A 24,449-nucleotide genomic window follows, 5' to 3' on the forward strand; every position below is an offset into this window, starting at 1 on the left:
GCCAGGAGTGAGAAACTTGGTTTTACGCGCCTGGCCCTTTAGTTTTTCGGCAACAGAATGTTAGTTTTTATCAGGTTTGCTTGAACCGCAGCAGGAATCCACCATCCATGGCCACCCGCCTCCCCCCCGTCCATGCCCTGTCCGCCTTCGAGGCGGCAGCCCGTCATAACTCCTTTGCGATTGCCGCCGAGGAACTGTGCATCACCCCCTCGGCGCTGTCACACCGGATCCGCCTGCTGGAAGAGTTCGTGGGCGAGCGCCTGTTCTATCGCGACGGGCGCTCCATCGGCCTGTCCGAATTTGGCCGCCGCTATCTGGATGTAGTGCGCAGCGCCTTGCGCACGCTGACCGATTTCCCGATGCCCCACCGCAATGCGGCCGTGCAGCCCAAGATCAAGGTGATGTTGCCGCCGACCTTCGCGCGCCACCTGCTCATGCCGCGCATTGCCGACTTCACCCAGCGCCATCCGGAGATCGTGGTCGAGCTGTATCTGTCGGTGCCGCTGTATGACCTGTCGCTCTCGGAGAGCGATGTCGAGATCCGTTTCGGTGCCGGCAACTATCCCAACATCATCACCGAGAAGCTGTTCGAGGAACCGGCCTTCGCCGTGGCCAGCCCCGGCTACCTGAAAACCCTGCCGCCGATGAAGTCGCCCACCGACCTGCAGCATGCGACCCTGCTGCGCTCGGCCCTGGAACCCTGGCAGCCCTGGTTCGAGGCGGCCGGCCTGAAGGACTGGGTGGAACCGTCCTCCGGCCTGCGCGTGGACGACCTCGGCCTGCTGCTGGAAGCCGTGCGCCACGGCTACGGCATTGGCCTCACGCGCCAGCACTTCGCCGAAGAACTGCTGGCCCGGGGCGAGATCGTGGAATTGTTCGACGTGCGCCTGCGCACCCCGCCGCATGCGTATTACGTGGTCTACGAGCGCGCCGTGCGCGAGCGGCCCGAGGTCGATACCTTCATCAGCTGGATGCAGAACGCCTTCCGCAACATCTGAAGCGCCTTTGCATCGCCCGTCCCGTCCGGCCGCCCTGAAAATAATTCACGGCGGCCGGCAATTCTTTTCAGTGGGCCGCCAGCCAATACGGCACCGTGCAGGGCGGCAAAATTCGTTACACTTGTCGGACTGAAAAAGCCCGCCCCATGCGGGCTGACAACAAACGAGACAGCGTGAGCCGCAGCACCGGATGCAAGAAGAGGGACATCCAGCGCCGCACGCCTGCCTAGCTTACCGCCGAGGTCCAGCATGAATGCTCCCGCCCAACCGTCCTTCGCGCCGGCCCGCCAGCGCGAAGTCGTCGATGCCCTGCGCCGGGTCGTTCCCGCGCACTGCGTGCTGTTCGACGAAGAAGACACCCGCCCCTACGAATGCGACGGCCTGGCCGCCTACCGCCAGTTGCCCATGGTGGTGGTGCTGCCCGAAAACGAGGCGCAGGTCATCGCCATCATGAAGGCCTGTCACGCGCTGCAGGTGCAGATCGTGCCGCGCGGTGCCGGCACCGGCCTGTCGGGCGGGGCCATGCCCATTGCCGATGGCGTGGTGGTCTCCACCGCAAAATTCAACCAGATCCTCAAGATGGACAAGTACTCGCGCACCGCCGTGGTCCAGCCCGGCGTGCGCAACCTGGCCATTTCCGAAGCGGCGGCCCCGCACGGCCTGTATTACGCGCCGGATCCGTCCTCGCAGATCGCCTGTTCCATCGGCGGCAACGTGGCGGAGAATTCGGGCGGCGTGCACTGCCTGAAATACGGCCTGACGGTGCATAACGTGCTGCGCGTACGCGTGGTCACCATCGAGGGCGACGTGGTGGAACTGGGCAGCGGCGCCCTGGATGCCCCGGGCCTGGACCTGCTGGCCGTCTTCATCGGTTCCGAAGGCATGCTGGGCGTGGTCACCGAAGTGACCGTCAAGCTGGTGCCCAAGCCGCAGGCCGCGCGCGTGATCATGGCTTCCTTCGACGATGTGGTCAAAGGCGGCAATGCGGTGGCCAACGTGATTGCGGCCGGCATCATCCCGGCCGGGCTGGAGATGATGGACAAGACCAGCTCGCGCATGGTCGAGCCGTTCGTCAAAGCCGGCTATGACATCGATGCCGAAGCCATCCTGCTGTGCGAATCCGACGGCACCGTGGAAGAGGTGGAAGAAGAAATCGGCCGCATGACCGACGTGCTCAACGCCAGCGGCGCGACGGCCATTGCCTGTTCGCAGAGCGAAGCCGAGCGCCTGCGCTTCTGGTCCGGCCGCAAGAACGCCTTCCCGGCCGCCGGCCGCATCTCCCCCGACTACTACTGCATGGATGGCACCATCCCGCGCAAGAAGCTGGCGCAGGTGCTGCTGGGCATCGCCGAGATGGAAAAGAAATACGGCCTGCGCTGCGCCAACGTCTTCCATGCGGGCGATGGCAACCTGCATCCGCTGATCCTCTTCGATGCCAACATCGCGGACGAATTCCACCGCGCCGAACTGTTCGGTGCCGAGATCCTGGAGCTGTGCGTGGAAGTGGGCGGCACCATCACCGGCGAACACGGCGTGGGCATCGAGAAGATCAACTCCATGTGCGTGCAGTTTTCTCCCGCCGAGCGCGAGGCCTTCTTCAAGTTGAAGCGCGCCTTCGATCCTGCCTTCCTGCTCAATCCGGACAAAGCCATTCCCACCCTGCATCGCTGTGCCGAGTACGGCAAGATGCACGTGCAGCGCGGCCAGCTGCGCTTCCCCGATCTGCCGAGATTCTGACCATGCAAGCACAACAAGACATGGATGCCGTGCTGGCCTCCTTCCGCGAACGCATCCTTTCCGGCCGCGCCCTGCAGATCCGTGGCGGCGGCACCAAGGACTGGTACGGCCAAGTGCCTTCCGGTGACCTGCTCGACACGCGCCCCTACAGCGGCATCATCGACTATGAACCGACCGAGCTGGTCATCACCGCCCGCTGCGGTACGCCCCTGGCGGAGATCGACGCCGCACTGGCCGGGCACAACCAGATGCTGGCCTGGGAGCCGCCGCGTTTCGGCGGCGCGGCCACCGTCGGCGGCATGGTCGCGGCCGGCCTCTCCGGTCCCTCGCGCGCTGCCGCCGGGGCCGTGCGCGACTTCGTGCTGGGCGCCGTGCTCATGGATGCGCAGGGCGAGCAGTTGCACTTCGGCGGACAGGTCATGAAGAACGTCGCCGGCTATGACATCTCGCGCCTTTTGGCCGGTTCGCTGGGTACACTGGGGCTGATCCTCCAGGTCTCGCTGAAAGTCTTGCCGCGCCCCATTGCCAGCAGCACCCGGGTCTTCGAGATCAACCAGGAGGGCGCGCTGCGCCTGCTCAACCAGAGCGCAGGACAACCCCTGCCGCTGGTAGCCAGCGCCTGGGTCAACAATGTGCTCACCATCCGTTTGTCGGGCGCACAGGCCGCCGTGGATTCAGCAATCAAAAAGATGGGTGGCACCGAATTAAGCAATCCGGAAGATTACTGGACTGACCTGCGCGAGCAGACCCATCCCTTCTTCGCCGACCCGCAAGCCCCGCTGTGGCGCCTGTCCGTGCCATCAGTGGCCCCGCCCATCGACCTGCCGGGCCGCCAGCTGATCGAGTGGGGCGGGGCGCAGCGCTGGCTGCGCCCGGAGGGCAATGTCGATGCCGTTGCCATCCGCGCCGCCGCACTGGCCGTGGGCGGACACGCCAGCCTGCATCGTGGCGGCGACAAGGCCATCGGCGTCTTCCATCCCTTGCAGCCCGCGGTGGAAAGCATCCATCGCCGTCTCAAGCAGCAATTCGACCCGCAGGGCATCTTCAATCCCGGCCGCCTGTACGCCAGCCTGTAAGCGCCTCTTTTCCAAGCGATCATCATGCAGACCAACTTGGCTGATTTCATCCGCAACACCCAGGCCGGCGAGGAAGCCGACAGCATCCTGCGTTCCTGCGTGCATTGCGGTTTCTGTACCGCCACTTGTCCCACCTATCAACTGCTGGGAGACGAACTGGATGGGCCGCGCGGCCGCATCTATCTCATCAAGCAGGTGCTTGAAGGCAAGCCCGCCACGGCCGCCACGCAATCGCACCTGGACCGCTGCCTGACCTGCCGCAACTGCGAATCGACTTGCCCGTCCGGGGTGCAGTACGGGCGACTGGTCGACATTGGCCGCAAGGTGGTGGAAGAGCAGGTGCAGCGTCCCTTCGGCGAGCGTGTCTTGCGCACCGCCTTGAAGGAACTGGTGCCGCGCAAGTGGATTTTCCGTCCGGCCATGAAGGCGGGGCAGATGGTGCGCCCGCTCTTGCCCAAGCTGCTGCAGAACAAGGTGCCACTGCCGCAGGACGCCGGGACCTGGCCCACGCGCACCCATGCGCGCCAGATGCTGCTGCTTGAAGGTTGCGTGCAGCCGTCGATGGCCCCCAACATCAACAGCGCCACTGCGCGCGTGCTCGATGCGCTCGGCGTGCAATTGTTCGCGCCGCCCAAGGCCGGCTGCTGCGGCGCCATCCGCTATCACCTCAATGACCAGGACGGCGGCCTGGACGACATGCGCCGCAACATCGACGCCTGGTGGCCCTACATCGAAGGGCGTGACGGCATCCGCGCCGACACCATCGTCATGAATGCCTCTGGCTGCGGCGCCACCGTCAAGGAATACGGCCACCTGCTGCAGCATGATCCCGACTACGCCGAGAAGGCGCGCCGCATCTCCCACATGACGCGCGACATCAGCGAGATCCTGCCCGAGTTCGAGGAGCAGCTGCAGCACCGGCTCAAGGATTTCAACGGCAAGCGGGTGGCCTATCACCCGCCCTGCACCCTGCAGCATGGGCAGAAGATCCGCGGCAAGGTCGAAGGCATCCTGCGCGCGGCCGGCGTGGATGTGCAGCTGTGTGCGGACAGCCATCTCTGCTGCGGTTCAGCCGGGACCTATTCGGTGCTGCAGCCGGAGCTGTCCTACCGCCTGCGCGACAACAAGATCAGCAAGCTGCAGGCCACCGATCCCGACATGATCGTCACCGGCAACATCGGTTGCGTCACGCATCTCCAGTCGGGCACGGAGACCCCGGTGCGGCATTGGATCGAGCTGCTGGACGCCGCGCTGCAAGCGCCTTCCTGACGATGCGCTGACGATTTGCTGACGGTGGCGTGCGCACCGTGAAGTTTCCTGCAACACAACACCAGCCCCGTTTTGCGGGGCTTTTTTGTTGTCGTTTGTAGGCTTTTTGATCACGCCCCGGGCATTTTGACCCTATTTATTCGATGCGGCTTGACGGCAGGGGGCATAAGTCAATAAGCTTCGTCCTTTTTTCCGGACGACGGGAAAAAACGGTCAGGGTTTCTCATCAGAAACTGACGCTTCCTGACCATCCAAAAGCATGGCGCCCCTGTCACTGCACCGGCCGGCGCCGCCCGCAAGCCTTACATCATCGTCCTCTCACCTGCCTCGTGCCGGTGCCGAGCGAGGGCAGGAGAACACATGAAGAAACGCATTCCACAAGCCGCCTACATCTTTGCCGCCATGCTGCTGGGCATCCTGGTCGGCTACCTGATTTTCAATCACTACGACAAGGGCGAGGCCAAGGAATTGGCGGGCTATATCTCGATTGCCTCGGACCTGTTCCTGCGCCTCATCAAGATGGTCATCGCACCGCTGGTGTTCTCGACCCTGGTGGTGGGCATCGCCCACATGGGCGACGCCAAGTCGGTGGGCCGCATCTTCGGCAAGTCGCTGGCCTGGTTCTTCATCGCTTCGCTGGTGTCGCTGGCGCTGGGCATGATCATGGCCAATCTGCTGCAACCGGGCGCCGGCGTGGCGCTGCCTTCGCCGGATGCTGCCGGCGCGGGCCTGGCCACCAGCAAGTTCACGGTCAAGGAATTCTTCAACCACCTGGTACCCAAGTCGATCGTGGAAGCCATGGCGCAGAACGAGATCCTGCAGGTGGTGGTGTTCTCCATGTTCTTCGGCATCGCCCTGGCGGCGCTGGGTGAGCGCGGCAAGAACCTGCTGGCCGTCATCGACGACCTGTCGCACACCATGCTCAAGATCACCGTCTACGTGATGAAGTTCGCGCCCGTGGCAGTGTTTGCCGCCATGGCCGCAACGGTGGCCGTCAACGGCCTGGAGATCCTGGTCAGCTTCGCGGTCTTCATGCGTGACTTCTACTTCTCGCTGGTGCTGCTGTGGGTGATCCTGATCGCGGTGGGCTTCGTGTTCCTGAAGAAGCGCATCTTCCACCTGCTGGCGCTGATCAAGGAAGCCTTCCTGCTGGCCTTCGCCACCGCCAGCTCGGAAGCGGCCTATCCGAAGCTGCTGGACGCGCTGGACCGCTTTGGCGTCAAGCGCAAGATCTCCAGCTTCGTCATGCCGATGGGGTATTCCTTCAACCTCGACGGTTCGATGATCTACTGCACCTTCGCCACGCTCTTCATCGCGCAGGCCTATGGCATCCACATGCCGATCTCGACCCAGATCACCATGATGCTGGTGCTGATGCTGACCTCCAAGGGCATCGCCGGTGTGCCGCGCGCCTCGCTGGTGGTGATCGCCGCGACCCTGCACCAGTTCAACATCCCGGAAGCCGGCCTGCTGGTGATCCTGGGCATCGATACTTTCCTCGACATGGGCCGTTCGGCCACCAACGCAGTGGGCAATTCGATCGCTTCGGCCGTGGTGGCCAAGTGGGAAGGCGGCCTGCTGAGCGAAGAAGAAGCAGCGCGCGCCGAAGTCGAGATCGAACAGGAAGCCGAAGCCACGCTGCACGCCGAAGCCTGATTCGATAGTTAGGGCCTGTTCACATTCAATCTGTGAGATGCGTTGCCCCCAGAAGGCGTGGTGGCAAGGCGCGCGTCAGGGCTGGTGGTGGTGCCACCAGCCCTGACGTGCAACGCGGCCAGCGCGCCTTCTGGGGGCAACCCTCCGGGAGAGGCCGCCAAGCGTCGCCTGCCGTTGTTGCAGCTCCTTGCCGTGGCACCACCACGGCGCGTCGCCGCGCCTAGGCAGACAACGCTTGGCGACCTCTCGCACTCACAGATTGAATGTGAACAGGCCCTAGTCCAAGAATTGAACAATGCCGCCCGGTGATGAGCCGGGCGGCATTTTTCATGGGCGCAAGGAAAGTGATTCAGGCCGGCAGCGCCTCTGGTTGCTTGACCGCAATCCATTCCTGCAAGGTGATCTCGATGGTGATGAAAGAGAGATTGGCCCCGCGCACGAAGCGTCCGGCAAAGATGCGGCCCTCGGTATCGGCCACCACGCCCTGCAGCGGATGGGCGCTGCCCGCGCCATCGGCAAAACCGATTTCACCGAAGACGTTGAGGATTTCCACGCCCGGCCCGTTGATCTCCATCGCACGCACGCCGGACGGGGTGGCGTATTGCAGATGGGCATCGATGAGGCTGCCGATGGCGCCCCGCACGATGGCCTTGTCCATGCCGTGCTGTCGGCACAGCGCTTCCACGCTTTCGGTGAGGTCCTGGTTGGGTTTGAGCCGGGCCATCACCAGCTTGCCGAGCTGGCCCTGTTCTACGTGGATGTGGTCGTCAAGGGAGTCGCTGTCATGGGCGGGGAGCGTCATCATCATTCCATGGGTGTCGGATGCAATAGACTGAAGTGCGTCTCTTCATCGCTGTTGACGACGAAGGCGCTGCGGGAGAACAGGCACAGGCGCAGGATGAGCGGATCGTCGCCCACCTCCACCGTGTCGAGCAGCAGATGGCCGCCATGCAGCGTGCCATCGCCATCGATGAAACCTGAGTGGCAATGCAGTAACACTTTTCCATCGGCGTTCTGGCCGATGGTGATGGCGCCGGTCACGAAGCTGATGACGCCTTCCAATACATGCGGTGGTCCGTAGTCATAAGGCCGGTCGGGATCGCCGGTCTGTTCGATGCGGTGGTAATGCAGGCGCCGCGCGGTACCGCCGCACAGTCGCCCGACGCCGCCGCGCTGGCCGTAGCGTGCCAGCACGCGGCGCAAGGCCGGGCCGACCGGTGTGCCCGGTTGCAGCGTGATACGAAGTTCCTCGGCCGGGTCGGCCTCCAGGTCCAGCGTGCGCGGATAGCTCGGCTGGCCTGCATGAAGGAACTTGCGCACCGCCAGGAAACCGGCGCTGGCCGTGGCCTGGCCAGGTTGGCTGGAGAGTTTCATAGACGGTAGTCGCCTTGCTCTTCCAGCAGCGCCTTGATCTGTTTCTTGACGATCTTGCCGTAGCCCGACTTCGGCATGCTGTCCCAGTAGACGAAGCGGCGCGGCCATTTGTACTTGCCGATGCGGGTTTCCAGGTGCGCCAGCAATGCCTCGCCATCGACCTGCTGGCCGGCCTTGCAGACGATCACCGCCAGCCCGCTTTCGCCCCACTTGGGATCGGGCACGCCCAGCACCGCCACCTCGGAGACTGCCGGGTGCGTCAGCAGGGCTTCCTCGATTTCGCGCGGATAGACGTTGGAGCCGCCCGAGATGTACATGTCCGAGGAACGTCCCGTGATGTAGAGGAAGCCATCCTTGTCCACATGCCCGAGGTCGCCGGTATGGAACCAGTGATGCTTGAAGGCCTTGGCATTGGCCTCGGGATTGTTGTGGTAGCCCATGAAGACGGCCGGTCCGCGCACGCAGATTTCGCCGGTCTCGAAGGGCGCCAGTTCCTGGCCATCGTCGTTGAGGATAGCGACCTGCATGCCGGTGCGCGGCATGCCGCAGGTCCCCACGCGCGCCTGCGGATGGGCATCATCCTCGAAGTGCAGGTAGGGCGGCAGGAAGGTAATGTTGCCGGTCACTTCGCCCAGGCCGTAATACTGCACCAGCACCTTGCCCAGCTTCTTCAATGCATGGACCTGGTCGGCGCGGTACATGGGCGCGCCGGCATAGATGAGGTGTTTCAGCGAGCTGTGGTCATAGCGGTCGACGGACTCATCCTCGACCAGGATCTTGACGATGGTGGGCACCGTGAAGAGATTGTCCACCTTGTATTTCTCCACCAGCTGCCAGGCTTCCTCGACCACCAGTCGTTCGGACGAGAGCAGGATGCTGGCCGCACCGCGCGCGGTATTGACCACCGCATGCACGCCCGCGCCGTGCGACAGCGGTGCCACCACCAGCGAGCGCGATTGATGCGTCAGGCCCGGCATCAGGTCGGCCAGGTGATTGGTCACCACGAAGGCCATCTGGCCGTGCGAGAGCATGCCCGCCTTCGGATGTCCGGTGGTGCCGGAGGTGTAGAAGAACCAGAGCGGATCGTCGTAATCGACTTCAGCCTCGCGGAAGGACTCGCCGCTGCTTCCGGCTACCAGCGTTTCGTAATCGAGCTCGCCCGGCCGTGCGTCGGCCAGGGCCACCACGTGTTCTAGTGCCGGCGAGGCGGATTTAACCGCGTCGACATACGACGCGAAACCGCGGTCATACAGCATCACGCAGGCGCCGCTGGACTGGCCGAGATAAGCGGCCTCGGGTGGCGTGATGCGGAAATTGGTCGGCACCCAGACCACGCCCATCTTGAAGGCAGCCCAGGCACTCTCGAAGATCTGTTGGTTGTTGCGCGAGTGGACCAGCATCTTGTCGCCCTTCTTGACGCCGCGCCGGGTGAGGGCGTGGGCCAGCGCATCGACGCGGGCATTGATCTCGCGCCAGGGGATCAGGCGGTCGCTGCCATCGGCTGCGCCTTGTGCCAGGATCAGTCCGGGTTCTTCCGGAAAACGGCGCGCCACGTCCGAGAGCAGGCGGCCCAGGTTCATCACTTTGCTTAACATCGTCTCACTCGTCCCGATTCTTCTAATGGAATTCTGATGGAAATTGGCGTGCTGCCTTGTTCTGTTTTTCTGCACATCACTTCATGCGGCGCGCCACCCTTCAACGACAGGATTGCGCACCGCTGCTGCTACCGCATTGTTAGTTCACACGCTCCAGAATGCTCACATAGTTGGCCACCGCTGCGCCGCCCATGTTGAACACGCCGGCATAGCGCGCATTGGCGATCTGCATGTCGCCCGCGTCATGGGACGCCTGCATGGCCGCCATCACGTGCATCGAGACACCGGTGGCACCGACCGGGTGGCCCTTGGACTTCAATCCGCCCGAGGGATTGACCGGCAGCTTGCCATCCTTGGCGGTGATGCCTTCGGCAATCACGCGCGCGCCCTGGCCGTGCGGGGCCAGGCCCATGGCTTCGTATTCCAGCAGCTCGGCCACGGTGAAGCAGTCGTGCGTTTCCACCAGCGAGAGATCATCGAGGCTCAGGCTGGCCTGACCCAGCGCCTTCTTCCAGGCCAGCTCGGCCGCTTCGAAGCGGGTCGGGTCGCGGCGCGACAGCGGCAGGAAATCATTGACGTGGACCGCCGCGCGGAATTGCACGGCACGCGGCATGGACTTGGCCACATCGGCGGCGCTGATCACCAGGGCAGCTGCGCCGTCGGAAATGAGCGAGCAGTCGGTGCGCTTGAGCGGACCGGCCACGTACGGGTTCTTGTCGGAGACCGTACGGCAGAAATCGAAACCGAAATCCTTGCGCATGTGGGCATAGGGATTGACCATGCCGTTCTTGTGATTCTTGGCCGCGATCATCGCCAGCGCATCGGACTGGTCGCCGAAGCGATCGAAGTAGCTCTGTGCGATCTTGCCGAAGACCCCGGCAAAGCCGCCCGGAATGCCCGCCTCTTCCTTGGCGTAGCAGGCCTTGAGCAGCACCTCGCCCACTTGCGCGGTGGCCAGTTCGGTCATCTTCTCGAAGCCGATCACCAGCACGTGTTTCGATTCGCCGGCCTTGATCGCCTGCAGGCCCGAATGGATGGCCGCCGAACCGGTGGCGCAGGCATTCTCCAGGCGCGTGGCGGGTTTGAAGCGCAGCTGCGGCAGCGTGTTCAGGACCAGCGAAGAAGGGAAATCCTGGTACAGGAAACCGGCATTGAAGGTGCCGAAGTGCACCGAGTCGATGTCTTCCGGTTGCAGCCCGGCGTGTTCGATGGCGGCCTTGGCGACCTGGCCGATCAGCACTTCCGGATCGATGCCGTCGAGCTTGCCGAACTGCGAATGGTTCCAGCCGGTGATGCAGGGTGAGGATGCAGAAACAGTCATGGGGTTGTCCTTGTGTCCGTAATCACGGGGTCAATGGAGCGGGGTCGCTCCGTTACACACAGGGGCAATATGCAAAATCGGTGCCACGCGCAGGACCGCTTGCGCCACCGCATGCAGCCGGTGTCGAAGGTCCCTTGCCTCGGCATCGCGCAGCCGGTGATGGCGCCATCGCGCCAGGTGCCGGCCTGCATCTTGCCCGTCTCCTGAGAGTGCCGGCGCAAAGCCGCGCCGGGTCTCGCTTTGTTGTTGATGTTGATGCGTGCTGATGTGTTCGCCAGGCGGCCCGCTCATTCCCGACATGCAGGAAAAAATGGAACAGGGCAGGGCCGTGCCCGCCGACCGCATGAAGATAGCACGTACTTTACGTTAACGTAAATCATTGCGCTGCAGCAGCCGGCAGGCAGCACTATTGCCGGTGAGCAGCATGAACAGGTGTCGATTCCTGCGACAGTGCGGCGACACTCCTGCGACAGGTGTCGCAGCCCCGCTGCACGCAAATAAATGAGGGCGGCGATGATTGCGTGCTTGTACAGGCCCGCCCTTATCGCAGAGAATACAGGCGCAGTGCCGTTGAGGGAGCGGGGCGAGGCCATGCCGACCAAGGAGGATAGGGGGGCTTGGCATCCAATTTGCTCTGTCGAGGCACAGGCAGTGTTGACCACCCGGAACAGGGAGCTGCACGCCCGATCCAGCAAGCCCTGTAGCGCCGGATTCAGCAAATTTCAAAATTACAAACAGACAGACAGGAGACAAGCAGATGGAACAATCCACTGGCAAGATCACGCGCCGCCATTTTCTGAAGACCGCCTCGGTGGCCTCGGCTGCCGCCGCTACCGGCCTGGTATCGACGTCCGCACATGCGGCCGAGTTCACCTTCAAGTACGCCAACAACCTGCCGGTCACCCACCCGATGAATGCGCGCGCCAAGGAAATGGCCGCTGCCATCGCCGAACAATCCAAGGGCCGCATCGAACTGCAGCTCTACCCCAACAACCAGCTGGGCACCGACACCGACATGCTTTCGCAGGTGCGTGCGGGTGCGATTGATTTCTTCACGCTCTCGCCGCTGATCCTTGGCACGCTGGTGCCGGCCGCGCAGATCTCCGGCATCGGCTTCGCCTTCAAGGATTACAGCCAGGTCTGGCCGGCCATGGATGGCGAGCTGGGTGCGCACGTGCGCAAGCAGATCGAAGCCAAGTCGACGCTGTTCGCCTTCGAGAAGATCTGGGACAACGGCTATCGCCAGATCACCAACAGCACCAAGCCCATCAAGGCGGCCGACGACCTCAAGGGCATGAAGCTGCGCGTGCCGCCCAGCCCGCTGTGGACCTCGATGTTCAAAGCCTTCGACGCGGCACCGACCTCGATCAACTTCGCCGAAGTCTATTCGGCCCTGCAGACCAAGATCGTGGAAGGCCAGGAAAACCCCATGGCCATCATCTCTACCGCCAAGCTCTACGAAGTGCAGAAATACTGCTCCATCACCAACCACATGTGGGATGGCTTCTGGTTCCTGGGCAACAAGAAATCCTTCGAGCGCCTGCCCAAGGACCTGCAGGACCTGATGGCCCGCCTCATCAACGAAGCCGCCATGAACCAGCGCGCCGACGTGCGCAAGCTCAACGATTCGCTGGTCGATGAAATGAAGGGCAAGGGCCTGGCCTTCAACAATGCCGACGCCGATTCCTTCCGCGCCAAGCTGCGCAGCGCCGGCTTCTATGCCGAGTGGAAAAAGAAGTTCGGTGACGAGCCTTGGACCCTGCTGGAGAAGTACACCGGCAAGCTGGCCTGAACGGTCCGTTTGCCGGGGCTCATCCCCGCATGAGCCCGTGCGCCGGAGCGTGGCCCTCGCAATGAGGGCTGCGCTCCCGCCCTGAATCCATTTCGCTGGAGCTTGATGATGGAAGCTGCAATGACTTACCGCGCCCCGGTCAACATGAACCCGGCTGCGCGCGCGCTGGTCGCATTCAATCGCATGGTGATGCACGTGGTCGGTGCCGTGGCCGCCGCCCTGGTGGTGGCCGAAACCGTGGTGCTGTTGACCGGCGTGATCTATCGCTATGCGCTGCATGATCCCCTGGTGTGGTCCGATGAACTGGCCTCGATCCTCTTCATCTGGCTGTCGATGCTGGGTGCCGTGCTGGCCCTGGATCGCGGTGAACACATGCGGCTCACCGCCATCATCAACAAGTGTTCCGAGAAGGGCCGCGTGTGGCTCGAAACGGTGGCGGCGCTGGTGGTCTGCATCTTCGTGCTGATGGTGATCCATCCGGCCGTGGACCATGCGGTCGAGCAGATGCCGATCACCACGCCGGCGCTGGAAATTCCCGATGGCCTGCGCGCCGCCGCCTTGCCGGTCGGCGCGATCCTGATGCTGCTGGCCGCAGTCTCGCGCATGGCGGCCATGACGACGATGCGCCTGCTGCTCTCCGCCTTGGCCGTGGTGGCCGTGATCGCGGGTGCGCTGTGGCTGGCCAAGCCCATGCTGCTGGGCATGGGCAATTACAACCTGATCGTGTTCTTCGTACTGCTGATCGGCGTATGCGTGGCCGGTGGCATTCCCATCGCGTTCGCTTTCGGTACGGCCACCATGGCCTATCTCGCCCTGGCCACCACGGCACCGCTGATGATCGTGGTCAGCCGCATGGATGAGGGCATGTCCAGCCTGATCCTGCTGTCGGTGCCGCTGTTCGTGCTGCTGGGCTCCTTGCTGGAAATGTCGGGTTTGGCCAAGACCCTGATCGACTTCATGGCCGCGTTGCTGGGCCATGTGCGCGGTGGCCTGCAATACGTGCTGCTGGGGGCGATGTTCCTGGTCTCCGGCATCTCCGGTTCCAAGGCGGCCGACATGGCAGCGATCGCCCCGGCGCTGTTCCCCGAGATGAAAAAGCGCGGCTCCAAACCGGAAGAACTGGTGGCGCTGCTCTCCTCCTCGGGTGCCATGACCGAGACCATTCCGCCGAGCCTGGTGCTCATCACCATCGGCGCGGTCTGCAGCGTCTCGATCACGGCACTGTTCATTGGCGGCCTGATGCCGGCGGCCATTGCCACCATCGCCATTGCGGTCGTGTGCTGGATGCGTGCGCGCCGCGAGCCGATGCCGGACGTGCAACGCGCGCCGGTTTCGCTGATCGTCAAGACCTTGATTGCGGCCATTCCTGCGCTGGCGCTGCCGATGCTCATCCGCGTGGCCGTCATCGAAGGCGTGGCTACGGCCACCGAAGTAGCCACCATCGGCGTGGCCTATACGGTGGTGGTCGGGCTGATCATGCACCTGTTCCTGAAGCACCTGAACTTCAAGCGGCTCTATCCCATGCTGATCGAATCGGCGGCCTTGTCGGGCGCCATCCTGCTCATCATCGGCATGGCCACCGCGATGGCCTGGGCACTCACGCAGTCGGGCTTCTCGGCCAAGCTGGTGGCGCTGATGCAGGGCGTGCCGGGCGGCGGTGCCGGGTTCCTGCTCATTACCATCGTCATCTTCATCGTGCTGGGCAGCCTGCTGGAGGGAATTCCCGCCATCGTGCTGTTCGGGCCGCTGCTGTTCCCGGTGGCGCGTTCGCTGGGCGTGCATGACGTGCACTATGCGATGGTGGTGATCCTGGCCATGGGCATCGGCCTGTTCGCCCCGCCATTCGGGGTCGGCTTCTACGCCGCCTGCGCCATCGGCAAGGTGTCGCCGGATGGCGTCTTCAACCGGGTCTGGGGCTACCTGGCCGCGCTGGTGGTGGCGCTGCTGGTGGTGGCCTTCGTACCCTGGATTTCCATCGGTTTCCTCTGATCCCCGCATCAGTCTTGCGCGCGATCGGGAAGCCTCCATGATTGACCTGCCAACGACGAATTAAAAACGGCGGCCCCACCTCCTTGCGGGGCCGCCTCCATCCACGGAGACAATATGAATCGCAATGATAGCGGCGCCCGCGTGGCGCTCGTGACGGGCGGAGCCATGGGCATCGGCGCCAGCATTTCCACGCAACTGGCCGCCAAGGGGCACACCGTCCTGGTGGCCGACATCAACCTGGAAGCGGCTGCCAAGACCGCCGATGCGCTGGTGGCTGCCGGGCATCGCGCAGCTGCGCTGCAGATGGATCTCGGTAGCGCGGACTCGATTGCCCAGGCCTTCGCCCACATCGAGAAGGATTACGGACGCTGTGACGTGCTGGTCAACAATGCGGGCGTGGCGCGCACGTATTCCTTCCTCGACTATCCCCTCGACAACTGGCTGCAGACCATGAACGTGAACGTGACCGGCGTGCTGCTGGCGGGCCAGCATGCGGCGCGGCTGATGGTCAAGCAAGGATGGGGGCGCATCGTCAACATCTCGTCGATCTCGGGCATCCGCGCCGGCGCCGGCCGCACGGCCTATGGCACCTCGAAGGCGGCGGTCATCGGGCTCACGCGCCAGATGGCCATCGAGCTGGCGCAGTACGGCATCACCGTCAACAGTGTCGCACCCGGTCCGGTGGATACGCCCATGACCCAGGCCATGCATTCGGAGCAGACGCGCGAGAGCTATTACCGCCTGGTCCCGATGCGCCGTTATGGCACCACCGATGAGATCGCCTCGGCGGTGTGCTATCTGGCGGCCGAAGAATCTGCCTACATCACCGGCCACGTGATTCCGGTCGATGGCGGTTTCGTCGCTGGTGGCGTGCTGGAAATCTGAGGGGACACCGATGGACAAGCTCATGCAAGGCAAGGCCATCATCGTCACCGGTGCCGGTTCGGTGGGCGCGGGCTGGGGCAACGGCAAGGCCGCCGCCGTGCTGTATGCGCGCGAGGGCGGCCGGGTGCTGGCGGTGGATCGCAGCATCGAAGCGGCATTGGAGACCCAGGAGATCATCCGCAGTGAAGGCGGCGAGTGTGAAGTGCTGGCGGCGGACGTCTCCCGCAGTGCCGATGTGAAAGCCATTGCGGACGCGGCCATGGCGCATTTCGGGCGGGTCGACGTGTTGCACAACAATGTCGGCATCGCCGAGGTGGGCGGGCCGGTGGAGACCAGCGAAGAAAGCTGGAACCGGCTGGTGGCGGTCAACCAGACCAGCCTGTTCCTGACGCACAAGCATGTGCTGCCGATCATGGAAAAGCAGGGGAAGGGCGCCATCGTCAACATCTCCTCGATGGCGGCTTTGCGCTGGATCGGTTTTCCCTACCTGGGTTATACGGCGACCAAGGCGGCGATCCTGGCCTTCACCAAGAACGTGGCGATGCAGTATGCGCCCATGGGCATCCGCGCCAATTGCGTGCTGCCCGGCATGATGGATACGCCGATGATCCGCGAGCCGCTCAAGGCTTCCTATGGGGGCGACATCGAGGAAATGCGCGCCAAGCGCAATGCGCAATGCCCGATGGGCTTCATGGGGGATGCGTGGGACGTGGCGCATGCCTCGCTGTTCCTGGCTTCCGACCGCGCGCGCTACATCACGGGGCTGGACATGATTGTCGATGGCGGGCTGTCGCTGCGGTGTGTCGGATGAGTGCGGCCGGTTGAAGCTTGTTTGTTGACCGTGGCCAGGCGGGCGTGGAAGCCGACCTGCTACGGTTTGATGCCCGGGCGTCCAAGAGCGTCCGGGCTTTTTTCATTGTTGCGGCGGTGATGAAACTTGTCTCCTGGAGGAAATTCGCCTATCTTGTTCGCTTGTTTAGACAAAAAATGGCATGAAAAGGGATTAAGAATGCTGCTCGAATTCGGATTCAAGAACTTCTTGTCCTTCAAGGAAGGGACGTCGATTTCCTTCAAGCTGGATTCCAAGACACCGGAGGCGGTCCGTTCGGGACGCGACTTCGCCACAGTCATGTGCGTAAAAGGCGCCAATGGCAGCGGCAAGACGCACCTCTTGAAAGCGCTCGCTTTTATCGGCAGTTTTGCCTCCAGTTCGTTCAGCGAAAACCCTGACGCCGAGATTGCGATCGATCCTTTTTTCTCTTCCAAGAAAACCACCGAGTTTTACGTTGAATTTCGCACGGATGAGGCGCAGTACTTGTACGAACTGTCGGTGACCAGGAAGAAGGTGGTCCGTGAAGCGCTCTATGAGACAGTCAAGCGCAAGACCTTGTTGTTCGAGCGTCTTGGCGACGAGGTGCATCCTGTGAAGCGCCTCCATTACCTGTCTTCCATCAAGATCCGTTCCAATGCCTCGGTGATCTCGATTTCGAATCAGCACGGAGGCGATGCGCTCAAGGGCGTGCACCAATTCTTCAGCCGCATCCGCTTCAATGTCACGCAGTCCGGATTCTCCACACGCGGAAGAATTTTCGACTCCAACACGGTGTCACGATTTTTTGTCGATCAACCTGTCTATCTGCGGCAAGCAGTGCAATTCCTGCAGGAGTGCGACGTCGGCATTTCCGATATCACCATCTCTGTCGAGGAAGCCGTCGACAAGGAAAAGCGCTATTTTCCGGTCTTCCATCACAAAGTGGGCAACAAGACCGAAATGGTCACACCCAGTACTGAATCGAGCGGAACGCTTTATCTCTACCGCCTGATGCTGGCGTATTTCCTCACCATTGCCGAGGGCAGCGTCCTGGTGCTCGATGAATTCGATATCTACCTGCATCCCCATATCCTGCCCAAGATCCTGCGCCTTTTCCTGGATGAGGAGATCAATGGCCATGGCGCGCAGTTCCTCTTCAGTGCCCACAACTCGGAAATTCTCGATATCTGCGGCAAGTATCGGACCTATCTGGTCAACAAGGAAAACAACGCCAGTTATGCTTACCGACTCGATGAGATCCCTGGGGAAATGCTCCGCAATGACCGGTCCATCATTCCTGTGTATAACGAAGGCAGAGTAGGGGGAGTTCCGCGCTTATGACGAGGTTCAAGAATCAGGCCAAGCAGAATTTCCTGGCGTCTATACCGACGTGCAGCATCGAGCATCCTTCAGACAGCTTGTCGGCGCGATGCAAATTCAACTTCTCGTATTTCGAGCATCAGGCTGCGGGCCAAGATTTCAGCCAGTGGTCCAAGGAGCAGCTGGTGGCCTTCATGCAAAAGCTCAAGGAATTCACGCGGGAATCGCTGGACTACTGGACCAGGCAGCCTGTTGGCAAGACCGGAAGCGTGTTGTCCTTGTATGGCGGTTTTCCGGCACGTTCCGAATTCGTCCATCCCAAGCATGTGCCGCACGAGGCATGTTGGGCGCGCTTTCGGCTGGATTGGTCGTCACGGCTTTGCGGCTTTGTCATTCCCAAGGCGTATGCGTGCAAGCAGCACAACGGCTACGCATTTTGCGCCAATACCTTCTACGTGGTCTTCCTTGATGACCATCACAAGTTTTATCTGAGCAAAGATCGCGGCTACTGATTGTGAGCAGGGCCTAGCCGGTCCGCATCCTCCCCCACACCTCGACCGCCGTCTGGGCAAACGTCCGTATGCAGGGATTGGTATTCTCCCGGTTCCAGATCACCGCCACCTCCACTGTCGGCGCACCGATGAGCGGCTTGAAGACCGTGGTGTCCAGGTGCATGGCCTGCATCGAGGTCGGCACCAGGGCCACGCCCAGGCCTTCGCCGACCAGGTTGACGATGGTCTGCTGCAGGTTGGTCTCCAGCACGATGCGCGGACGGAAACCATGCAGCTGGCAATGCTGCTGGATCAGGTCATACACCACCGGCGCAATCGGGCGCGGGATGCTGATGAAGGCATCCTCGGCCAGCTCGGCGGCCGAGATCTCGGGCTTGTGCGCTAGCCGGTGCCCGCGCGGCAGCACCGCCAGCAAAGGTTCGGCATAGATGGTGTGGCTGTCGAGCCGGCGGCAATCCTCAGGGCGATACATGATGCCCACGTCGATCTTCTCATCCTCGATGTCGGTGGCCAGCAGGTTGGGCACATATTCGCTCAGGCGCATGTCCACCTCCGGATAGGCCGCCGAATAATGCCGCGTCACCGCCGGCAAGATGTTGTAGGCCGAGGACATCATGAAGCCCACCTTCAGCGCGCCGCTCTGCCCGGTGCTGGAGGAGGCCACATTGCGTTTGGCCCGCTCCAGTGCCTTGAAAATTTCTGTGGTGTCGCGATAAAAATATTTGCCCGCCGCCGTCAGCTGGATGGCCCGTTTGCTGCGGTCGAACAATTGCGCCCCCAACTCCTTCTCCAGCGCCGCAATCTGCCGTGTCAGCGGCGGTTGGGAGATATGCAGCAGCGCTGCGGCGCGTCCGAAATGCAGGGTTTCTGCTACGGTGCGGAAATAGGTGAGGTGTCTCAATTCGATCATTTGATACCTTCAAGGTATTGATTCTGTCTGTACATTGTATTGGAAGTCATGGGTCGGACTGGCTATTCTTTGCCGCAGACGTGCCGTTGCGACACGTCTCCGGGCCCGCCAAAGGCGGGTTCCCGCGCACAAAGAACCGGTCCCGAGGGAAGCCGGCTCGATAAAAAAAGCAGTCCAAGACAGGAGACCATCATGCCGACCACCCCGGTAGCGCAGCCCTTGCCTGACAGTGACGTTTGCCTCACCCCCGCACCTCCTGCAGCTTCCCCGCGCCACGCGCCGCGCTATCGCGACATCGATCAGCTCGCCGCCGGCGACGCGCTCATGCGCGACCTGGTCGAGCGTGGCAAGCGCCTGATCGATCGCGGCATTCCCGTGCTGATCCTGGGCGAGACCGGTACCGGCAAGGAATACCTCGCGCGTGCCCTGCATGACTACAGTGCGCGCCGCCGCGCCAGCTGGATCGCCATCAACTGCGCCTCCATCCCCGAGAGCCTGGCCGAAAGTGAATTGTTCGGCTACGTCAAGGGGGCCTTCTCGGGTGCGCTGCCCGGTGGCATGAAGGGAAAGGTCCAGCAGGCCGATGGCGGTACGCTCTTCCTCGATGAAATCGGTGACATGCCCTTCGCCCTGCAGACGCGCCTCTTGCGCGTACTCTCCGAACGCGAAGTGATTCCGCTGGGCGCATTGCGTCCGGTACCGGTGGATGTGCAACTGATCTGCGCCACCCACCAGGACCTCAAAACCCTGGTCGCCGAAGGCCGTTTCCGCGAAGACCTGTATTACCGCATCGCCGGTGGCGTGCTGCGCCTGCCGGCCCTGCGCGAGCGTAGCGACCGACGCGCGCTGGTGATGCAGATGATTGCCGATGAGCTTGGCCAGGCGGCCGACGAGAGCGTGATCGATCCCGCCGCCCTGCAGCGCCTGCTGGCCTATCCCTGGCCCGGCAACCTGCGGCAGTTGCACGCGGTGATCCGCTACAGCTGCGCCGTCATGAATGACGGCCGCATCACCCTGCGTGACCTGCCCGAAGAACTGATGCAGTTCCAGCCCGTGACACTGGCGCAGGTGCTGCCGCTGCACCGCCCGGCATCGCCCCCGTCCGCCGACGGCAGCAGCCCGGCCAGTGCTGCCGAGCCAGGGCGCGATGAACGCACCCGCGTCATTGAAGCCTTGAACGGCAGCCGCTGGAACATCTCCGCCGCCTCGCGGCAGCTGGGCATGTGCCGGGCCTCGCTGTACCGCAAGCTGCGCCAGCTGGAGATCCCCCATGTGAGGGATCAGGCCATGCCTGCGCATGCCGCCTATGCGGTCGCCTGAAACGGTATAAATCATTTGTACCCTCGCTTGTACCCTCGCTAGTGCCCGGCAAGAGCGCATCCTGCGGCGCTCTTGCCAGCATTAAATTTATGTTAATGCTCGCGCGTTTGTCATTCACTTGAAATAAATGCCCGCTACCCTCAGCGAGTCAAAAAGGGACAAGCGAAGGTGCCAGTCTCGGCACCATGATCAAGCGGGTGGGGATTGCTTAAGCCGTTATCGTTCGAGCCACAAGGGCTGCTGACCAGACTGCTCGCGGGCAGGGGTGTGTCGGCGGGGATGGTGCTGCTCGCCGTGGGCGCGTTGTCGCTGCTGTGGTATTTCACGCTGATCCGCATCGAGAACGAAAAACAGCTGGCCATCGCCGGCTCGGTTGCCGACAGCCGCAACGTGGCCGCCATCGTCTCGGCCAATCTCGATGAAGTGTTGGGCAAGACCCTGCTGTATTCGCGCATCGGGCAATCCATGCTCAATGGCGAACAATCGTCCTCGGCGTATTTCAATCCGCTCTTCAATGGCGACTCGGCCTACCTGCGCGTAGCCATGTTCGATGCGCGCGGGCGGCTGGTCTACTCCTCGGCGCGGCAGAAGAGTGAGCCTGAGCTGAGCCGTCTCATCAATGCCGGTTTCATGAGTACGCTCACCGGTACCGGCCAACAGAACCAGATGATCATCAAGCCGCCCATGAACCGCGACGGCTACAGCTGGCGGGTGCCGCTGCTCATCCCGCTGCAGGATGGCAAGGGGGCCTTGCAGGGATTTTTCGCGGCCATCCTTGACCTGGGCTATTTCCTCAAGACCTATGAAGAGGTCAGCGTCGATGGCGCCAGCCGCATCGAGATCATCAACACCGCAGGCTTGCAGCTGGCCGAGCTGTCCGGCGGCATCCTCTCGGGCGGCTCCAATTACGCCGGGCAGGAGTACGCCACCTTCCTGCTCACCGGCAAGGGCGATGGGCTCATCCATGCACTGCGTCCCGGCGACGCGGCCCAGCACGTGGGCGTGCAGCGCCGGCTGGCGCATTACCCGCTGGCGGTGGTGGTCAGCCGCGACCAGCAGGTGCTGCTGGGCAAGCTGTGGCCGGCGCACCGGCAGTATTACCTGCAGGCCATCCTGATCTCGCTCCTGGTAGTGGTGCTCTCCGGCGGACTGATCACCATGGCGCACCGGCGCCGCTTCCTCTACGAGAAGCTGCTCTTTTCGGAGCGCGAGAAGAGCGGCCTGATCCAGCAGCTGGAACAGGAAAAAAGCCGCGCCTACCAGCTGGCCTCGCACGACTACCTGACCGGCATCCCCAACCGCATGCTGTTCCACGAACTGGCCGCCACCGAACTCTCACGGGCGCGACGCAGCCGCAACCTGTATGCGCTGTTCTTCCTCGACCTCGACAAATTCAAGCTCATCAACGATACCCAGGGCCATGCCGTGGGCGATGCGCTGCTGCAGGAAGTGGCGCGCCGCCTGCGCGCGGCCGTGCGTGAATACGACCTGGTGGCGCGCCTGGGCGGCGATGAATTCGTGGTGCTGGTGTCCGAGATCCGCAGCGAGGAGGTCGTCGCCGAGATCGCCGACAAGCTGGTTGAAACCCTGCGCGCACCGTACCCCGACCTGCTGGGCTGCGAGGTGCAGACCGCGCCCAGCATCGGCATCGCCCTCTATCCGCGCGATGGCCAGAACATCACCACGCTGATGACCAATGCCGACTCGGCCATGTACACCGCCAAGAGCGCCGGCAGCGGCCTCTATCGCTTCTACGATGCCTCGCTCAATGCGATTGCGGTGCGCGGGCTGGAGTTGCTGGGACGCTTCCGCCAGGCGCTCAAGGAAAACGAATTCTGCCTGCACTACCAGCCCAAGGTGGCCCTGCAGGATTATCGCGTGGTCGGCGTCGAAGCCCTGATCCGCTGGCAGCATCCCGAGCACGGCCTGATCTATCCCGGTGAATTCATCGGCTTGGCCGAGACCCATGACCTGGTCCAGCCGCTGGGTCACTGGATCATCGAGGCGGTGTGCCGCCAGCTGGCGCAATGGCGCGACGCGGGCCTGCCGCTGGTGCCGGTGGCCATCAATGTCTCGGCCAAGCAGTTGAATGACCAGCGCCTCATCGCCACCGTGCGCGAATCGCTGCAGCGCCATCAGCTGAGCGCGCAATGGCTGGAGATCGAGGTCACCGAAAGCTGCTTCATCACCGACCTGGAGCAGGCGCGCCAGACCCTGGAGAAGCTGCGCGACGAAGGCTTGCGCATCTACCTGGACGACTACGGCACCGGCTATTCGAGCCTCAGTCACATCAAGGCGCTGCCGGTGTATGCGCTCAAGATCGATCGCTCCTTCGTGCGCGACATCCGCAACGACAACAGCGACGGCATGATCGTCGCCTCCACCGTCACGCTGGCACGCAATCTCGGACTGAAGGTGGTGGCCGAGGGCGTGGAGACGCGCGAACAACTGATGCATCTCAAACTGATGGGCTGCGACGAGGTGCAGGGCTTCTACCTGCAGCGCCCGGTCGCCGCCGCGCAGCTGGCGCCGCTGCTGGAGAAAGGCTGGTTCGATTTCACATGAAGACCTTCTTCGCCACGTTGGCCCTGGCGGCTGTCACGGGCTGCATGATCTGCACCGCCAATCCCGCCATGGCCGCCCCCAAGGCAGCCTGCGAACGGCCGCAGCGGCTGCGCTTTTCCTTCGTGCCGCAGGGGCGCGACATCGACCAGCAGTCCGCCTTCGGCCCGCTGGTGGAGGAACTGCGCGAGCGGCTGAAGATGCCGGTGGACGTGATCGTCCCCACTTCCTACGGCGGGGTCATCGAGGGGCTCATTGCCGGTGCCATCGATGTGGCGCGGCTGGGGCCGGCGTCCTACGTGACGGCGCGCAAGGGCGATCCGCAGATCACGCCCTTTGCTTCGATGGAGCAGGTGGAACCCAATTTTGCGGCGCAGGGCGGCGTGTCGTCGGTGTATTACGCGCTGCTGATCACGCGCCAGCAGGGCCCGTATGACAGCGTGGCCTCGCTCAAGGGACGCGTGTTGGCCCTGGCCGATCCGGACAGCACCTCGGGCGCGCTGATCCCGCGCCATCTCTTTGCGCGCCAGTACAAGCTGCAGTTCGACCAGTATTTCTCGCGCATCGGCTATTCAGGCAATCATGAGAAATCCGTCATGGCCGTGCTGAACCACAATGCCGATGCGGCTTTCGTGGCCAGTACCAATCTCTCGCGCATGATCAGCGACGGCCAGCTCAAGAAGAGCGATGTGCGGGTACTATGGCGTTCCGGGGCGATTCCCTTCGACCCCTTCGTCTATCGGGGCCAGCTGTGCACCGATATCCGCAACAAGATCCGCGAGGTCTTCCTGGACAAGAACGCGCTGCGTGTGAAACTGTCCCTGGACAACCTGCGCGCCACCCACTTCGTGCCGGTGCGTGACGCGGATTACCAGATCATCCGTGCATTGCCGTAAGGGCGCACTGCACGGCGCTTTGCAGGAGAGAAGCTGTGCCCAAGGTGTTCGTCTATGGTTCGCTCAAGCGCGGGCAATCCAATGCCTTCATGATGGAAGGCGCGCAATTCGTGGCACCGGCCCGCAGCGTGCAGTGCTGGCGGCTGGTGGCCCTGCCGCATTATCCGGCGCTGGTGCGGGAGGAGGGCCCTTGCCGCATCACGGGTGAAGTGTGGGAAGTGCCCGAGACGATGATGGCCGAACTGGACCGCTTCGAGGAAGTGCCGGTGCTCTATACGCGGCAGGAGATCGAGGTGGAGCTTGAAGGGCAGGAAGGCCGGACGGCGGATCGCTTGCTGATGGCCCATGCGTATTTCATGCCGACCGTGCTGGCGGCCGCCGGGCGCGAGTTGCGCGAGGGCCGCTGGCCGGCATGAAGCGTCACCG

20 protein-coding genes are annotated in these 24,449 nt (G+C 63.0%); 15 read left to right on the plus strand and 5 right to left on the minus strand.

Translation table 11 applies throughout. The features are described from left to right. Nucleotides 1-107: 107 nt before the first annotated feature. The 5 genes from FYB76_RS04700 to FYB76_RS04720 all read left to right on the plus strand — a co-directional run bounded on the left by FYB76_RS04700 (nt 108) and on the right by FYB76_RS04720 (nt 6,736). Nucleotides 108-998, plus strand: a complete 891-nt coding sequence (locus FYB76_RS04700; RefSeq protein ID WP_088755701.1) for a LysR substrate-binding domain-containing protein — start codon at nt 108-110, stop codon at nt 996-998. A 249-nt stretch (nt 999-1,247) separates the two neighbouring features. After that, nucleotides 1,248-2,735, plus strand: coding sequence for an FAD-linked oxidase C-terminal domain-containing protein (locus tag FYB76_RS04705; RefSeq protein ID WP_154132846.1), 1,488 nt, complete (start codon nt 1,248-1,250; stop codon nt 2,733-2,735). Between the two features lie 2 nt (nt 2,736-2,737). Beyond that, the gene (glcE, locus tag FYB76_RS04710; RefSeq protein WP_154132847.1) at nt 2,738-3,811 is read left to right on the plus strand and encodes a glycolate oxidase subunit GlcE; all 1,074 of its coding nucleotides are present in this window, start codon (nt 2,738-2,740) and stop codon (nt 3,809-3,811) included. Between the two features lie 24 nt (nt 3,812-3,835). After that, nucleotides 3,836-5,080, plus strand: coding sequence for a glycolate oxidase subunit GlcF (gene glcF / locus FYB76_RS04715; protein WP_154132848.1), 1,245 nt, complete (start codon nt 3,836-3,838; stop codon nt 5,078-5,080). 360 nt (nt 5,081-5,440) lie between these two features. Next, entirely contained in the window at nt 5,441-6,736 is a 1,296-nt protein-coding gene (locus FYB76_RS04720) for a dicarboxylate/amino acid:cation symporter (protein ID WP_088755697.1), read from the plus strand. A gap of 349 nt (nt 6,737-7,085) precedes the next feature. On the opposite strand, the gene FYB76_RS04725 is transcribed toward FYB76_RS04720, so the two are convergent. From FYB76_RS04725 to FYB76_RS04740, 4 genes are all read right to left on the minus strand, one after another. Continuing rightward, nucleotides 7,086-7,538 carry a PPC domain-containing DNA-binding protein gene (locus tag FYB76_RS04725; protein ID WP_229296875.1) on the minus strand — a complete coding sequence of 151 codons (453 nt, stop codon included), beginning with the start codon at nt 7,536-7,538 and terminating at the stop codon, nt 7,086-7,088. Nucleotides 7,539-7,540: 2 nt separating this feature from the next. Beyond that, complete coding sequence (locus tag FYB76_RS04730; RefSeq protein WP_088755695.1) at nt 7,541-8,110, minus strand: hypothetical protein; 570 nt, start codon at nt 8,108-8,110, stop codon at nt 7,541-7,543. Further along, on the minus strand, nt 8,107-9,723 hold the full coding sequence (locus tag FYB76_RS04735) for an acyl-CoA synthetase (protein ID WP_370516308.1): 1,617 nt from the start codon (nt 9,721-9,723) through the stop codon (nt 8,107-8,109). Before FYB76_RS04735 ends, FYB76_RS04730 begins: the two co-directional genes overlap by 4 nt. 121 nt (nt 9,724-9,844) lie before the next feature. Continuing rightward, the gene (locus FYB76_RS04740) at nt 9,845-11,026 is read right to left on the minus strand and encodes an acetyl-CoA acetyltransferase (RefSeq protein ID WP_088755694.1); all 1,182 of its coding nucleotides are present in this window, start codon (nt 11,024-11,026) and stop codon (nt 9,845-9,847) included. 757 nt (nt 11,027-11,783) lie between these two features. On the opposite strand from FYB76_RS04740, the gene FYB76_RS04745 reads away from it, so the two are divergent. The 6 genes from FYB76_RS04745 (at nt 11,784) to FYB76_RS04770 (ending at nt 18,335) form a co-directional block, all read left to right on the plus strand. Next, on the plus strand, nt 11,784-12,818 hold the full coding sequence (locus FYB76_RS04745) for a TRAP transporter substrate-binding protein (protein WP_154132850.1): 1,035 nt from the start codon (nt 11,784-11,786) through the stop codon (nt 12,816-12,818). Between the two features lie 105 nt (nt 12,819-12,923). After that, nucleotides 12,924-14,807 (plus strand): TRAP transporter large permease subunit, encoded by a 1,884-nt coding sequence (locus FYB76_RS04750; RefSeq protein WP_034329143.1) that lies wholly within the window; start codon nt 12,924-12,926, stop codon nt 14,805-14,807. A 114-nt stretch (nt 14,808-14,921) separates the two neighbouring features. Beyond that, nucleotides 14,922-15,692, plus strand: a complete 771-nt coding sequence (locus FYB76_RS04755) for an SDR family NAD(P)-dependent oxidoreductase (RefSeq protein ID WP_154132851.1) — start codon at nt 14,922-14,924, stop codon at nt 15,690-15,692. 10 nt (nt 15,693-15,702) lie between these two features. Then, nucleotides 15,703-16,503: an SDR family NAD(P)-dependent oxidoreductase gene (locus FYB76_RS04760; protein WP_088755691.1), complete on the plus strand. Its 801-nt coding sequence runs from the start codon at nt 15,703-15,705 to the stop codon at nt 16,501-16,503. Nucleotides 16,504-16,701: 198 nt separating this feature from the next. Beyond that, on the plus strand, nt 16,702-17,844 hold the full coding sequence (locus tag FYB76_RS04765; RefSeq protein ID WP_154132852.1) for an ATP/GTP-binding protein: 1,143 nt from the start codon (nt 16,702-16,704) through the stop codon (nt 17,842-17,844). After that, complete coding sequence (locus FYB76_RS04770) at nt 17,841-18,335, plus strand: hypothetical protein (RefSeq protein WP_154132853.1); 495 nt, start codon at nt 17,841-17,843, stop codon at nt 18,333-18,335. The genes FYB76_RS04765 and FYB76_RS04770 overlap by 4 nt, the downstream gene beginning before the upstream one ends. A 13-nt stretch (nt 18,336-18,348) precedes the next feature. On the opposite strand, the gene FYB76_RS04775 is transcribed toward FYB76_RS04770, so the two are convergent. Continuing rightward, nucleotides 18,349-19,245, minus strand: a complete 897-nt coding sequence (locus tag FYB76_RS04775) for a LysR family transcriptional regulator (protein ID WP_154132854.1) — start codon at nt 19,243-19,245, stop codon at nt 18,349-18,351. Between the two features lie 192 nt (nt 19,246-19,437). Between FYB76_RS04775 and FYB76_RS04780 the strand changes: the two genes are divergently transcribed. The 4 genes from FYB76_RS04780 (at nt 19,438) to FYB76_RS04795 (ending at nt 24,439) form a co-directional block, all read left to right on the plus strand. Next, a complete protein-coding gene (locus FYB76_RS04780; RefSeq protein ID WP_154132855.1) occupies nt 19,438-20,565 on the plus strand; it encodes a sigma-54-dependent Fis family transcriptional regulator in 1,128 nt (375 codons plus the stop codon). Between the two features lie 279 nt (nt 20,566-20,844). After that, complete coding sequence (locus FYB76_RS04785; protein WP_154132856.1) at nt 20,845-23,130, plus strand: EAL domain-containing protein; 2,286 nt, start codon at nt 20,845-20,847, stop codon at nt 23,128-23,130. Beyond that, nucleotides 23,127-24,023: a phosphate/phosphite/phosphonate ABC transporter substrate-binding protein gene (locus tag FYB76_RS04790; protein ID WP_088755687.1), complete on the plus strand. Its 897-nt coding sequence runs from the start codon at nt 23,127-23,129 to the stop codon at nt 24,021-24,023. Before FYB76_RS04785 ends, FYB76_RS04790 begins: the two co-directional genes overlap by 4 nt. 35 nt (nt 24,024-24,058) lie before the next feature. Then, on the plus strand, nt 24,059-24,439 hold the full coding sequence (locus tag FYB76_RS04795) for a gamma-glutamylcyclotransferase family protein (protein WP_154132857.1): 381 nt from the start codon (nt 24,059-24,061) through the stop codon (nt 24,437-24,439). The last annotated feature ends 10 nt before the right edge of the window (nt 24,440-24,449 follow it).

Origin of the sequence: Herbaspirillum sp. CAH-3, from assembly GCF_009668275.1 — a bacterium.
Classification (GTDB): Bacteria; Pseudomonadota; Gammaproteobacteria; order Burkholderiales; family Burkholderiaceae_D; genus Herbaspirillum; species Herbaspirillum aquaticum.

Excerpts from the sequence above, each read along its gene's own strand:
- FYB76_RS04785 (WP_154132856.1), top strand. The coding sequence starts at position 20,845 with ATGGTGCTGCTCGCCGTGGGCGCGTTGTCGCTGCTGTGGTATTTCACG.
- FYB76_RS04730 (WP_088755695.1), bottom strand. The coding sequence starts at position 8,110 with ATGAAACTCTCCAGCCAACCTGGCCAGGCCACGGCCAGCGCCGGTTTC.
- FYB76_RS04705 (WP_154132846.1), top strand. The coding sequence starts at position 1,248 with ATGAATGCTCCCGCCCAACCGTCCTTCGCGCCGGCCCGCCAGCGCGAA.
- FYB76_RS04790 (WP_088755687.1), top strand. The coding sequence starts at position 23,127 with ATGAAGACCTTCTTCGCCACGTTGGCCCTGGCGGCTGTCACGGGCTGC.
- FYB76_RS04770 (WP_154132853.1), top strand. The coding sequence starts at position 17,841 with ATGACGAGGTTCAAGAATCAGGCCAAGCAGAATTTCCTGGCGTCTATA.
- FYB76_RS04720 (WP_088755697.1), top strand. The coding sequence starts at position 5,441 with ATGAAGAAACGCATTCCACAAGCCGCCTACATCTTTGCCGCCATGCTG.
- FYB76_RS04775 (WP_154132854.1), bottom strand. The coding sequence starts at position 19,245 with ATGATCGAATTGAGACACCTCACCTATTTCCGCACCGTAGCAGAAACC.
- FYB76_RS04700 (WP_088755701.1), top strand. The coding sequence starts at position 108 with ATGGCCACCCGCCTCCCCCCCGTCCATGCCCTGTCCGCCTTCGAGGCG.
- FYB76_RS04760 (WP_088755691.1), top strand. The coding sequence starts at position 15,703 with ATGGACAAGCTCATGCAAGGCAAGGCCATCATCGTCACCGGTGCCGGT.
- FYB76_RS04765 (WP_154132852.1), top strand. The coding sequence starts at position 16,702 with ATGCTGCTCGAATTCGGATTCAAGAACTTCTTGTCCTTCAAGGAAGGG.
- FYB76_RS04725 (WP_229296875.1), bottom strand. The coding sequence starts at position 7,538 with ATGACGCTCCCCGCCCATGACAGCGACTCCCTTGACGACCACATCCAC.
- glcE (WP_154132847.1), top strand. The coding sequence starts at position 2,738 with ATGCAAGCACAACAAGACATGGATGCCGTGCTGGCCTCCTTCCGCGAA.
- glcF (WP_154132848.1), top strand. The coding sequence starts at position 3,836 with ATGCAGACCAACTTGGCTGATTTCATCCGCAACACCCAGGCCGGCGAG.
- FYB76_RS04780 (WP_154132855.1), top strand. The coding sequence starts at position 19,438 with ATGCCGACCACCCCGGTAGCGCAGCCCTTGCCTGACAGTGACGTTTGC.
- FYB76_RS04750 (WP_034329143.1), top strand. The coding sequence starts at position 12,924 with ATGATGGAAGCTGCAATGACTTACCGCGCCCCGGTCAACATGAACCCG.
- FYB76_RS04755 (WP_154132851.1), top strand. The coding sequence starts at position 14,922 with ATGAATCGCAATGATAGCGGCGCCCGCGTGGCGCTCGTGACGGGCGGA.
- FYB76_RS04740 (WP_088755694.1), bottom strand. The coding sequence starts at position 11,026 with ATGACTGTTTCTGCATCCTCACCCTGCATCACCGGCTGGAACCATTCG.
- FYB76_RS04745 (WP_154132850.1), top strand. The coding sequence starts at position 11,784 with ATGGAACAATCCACTGGCAAGATCACGCGCCGCCATTTTCTGAAGACC.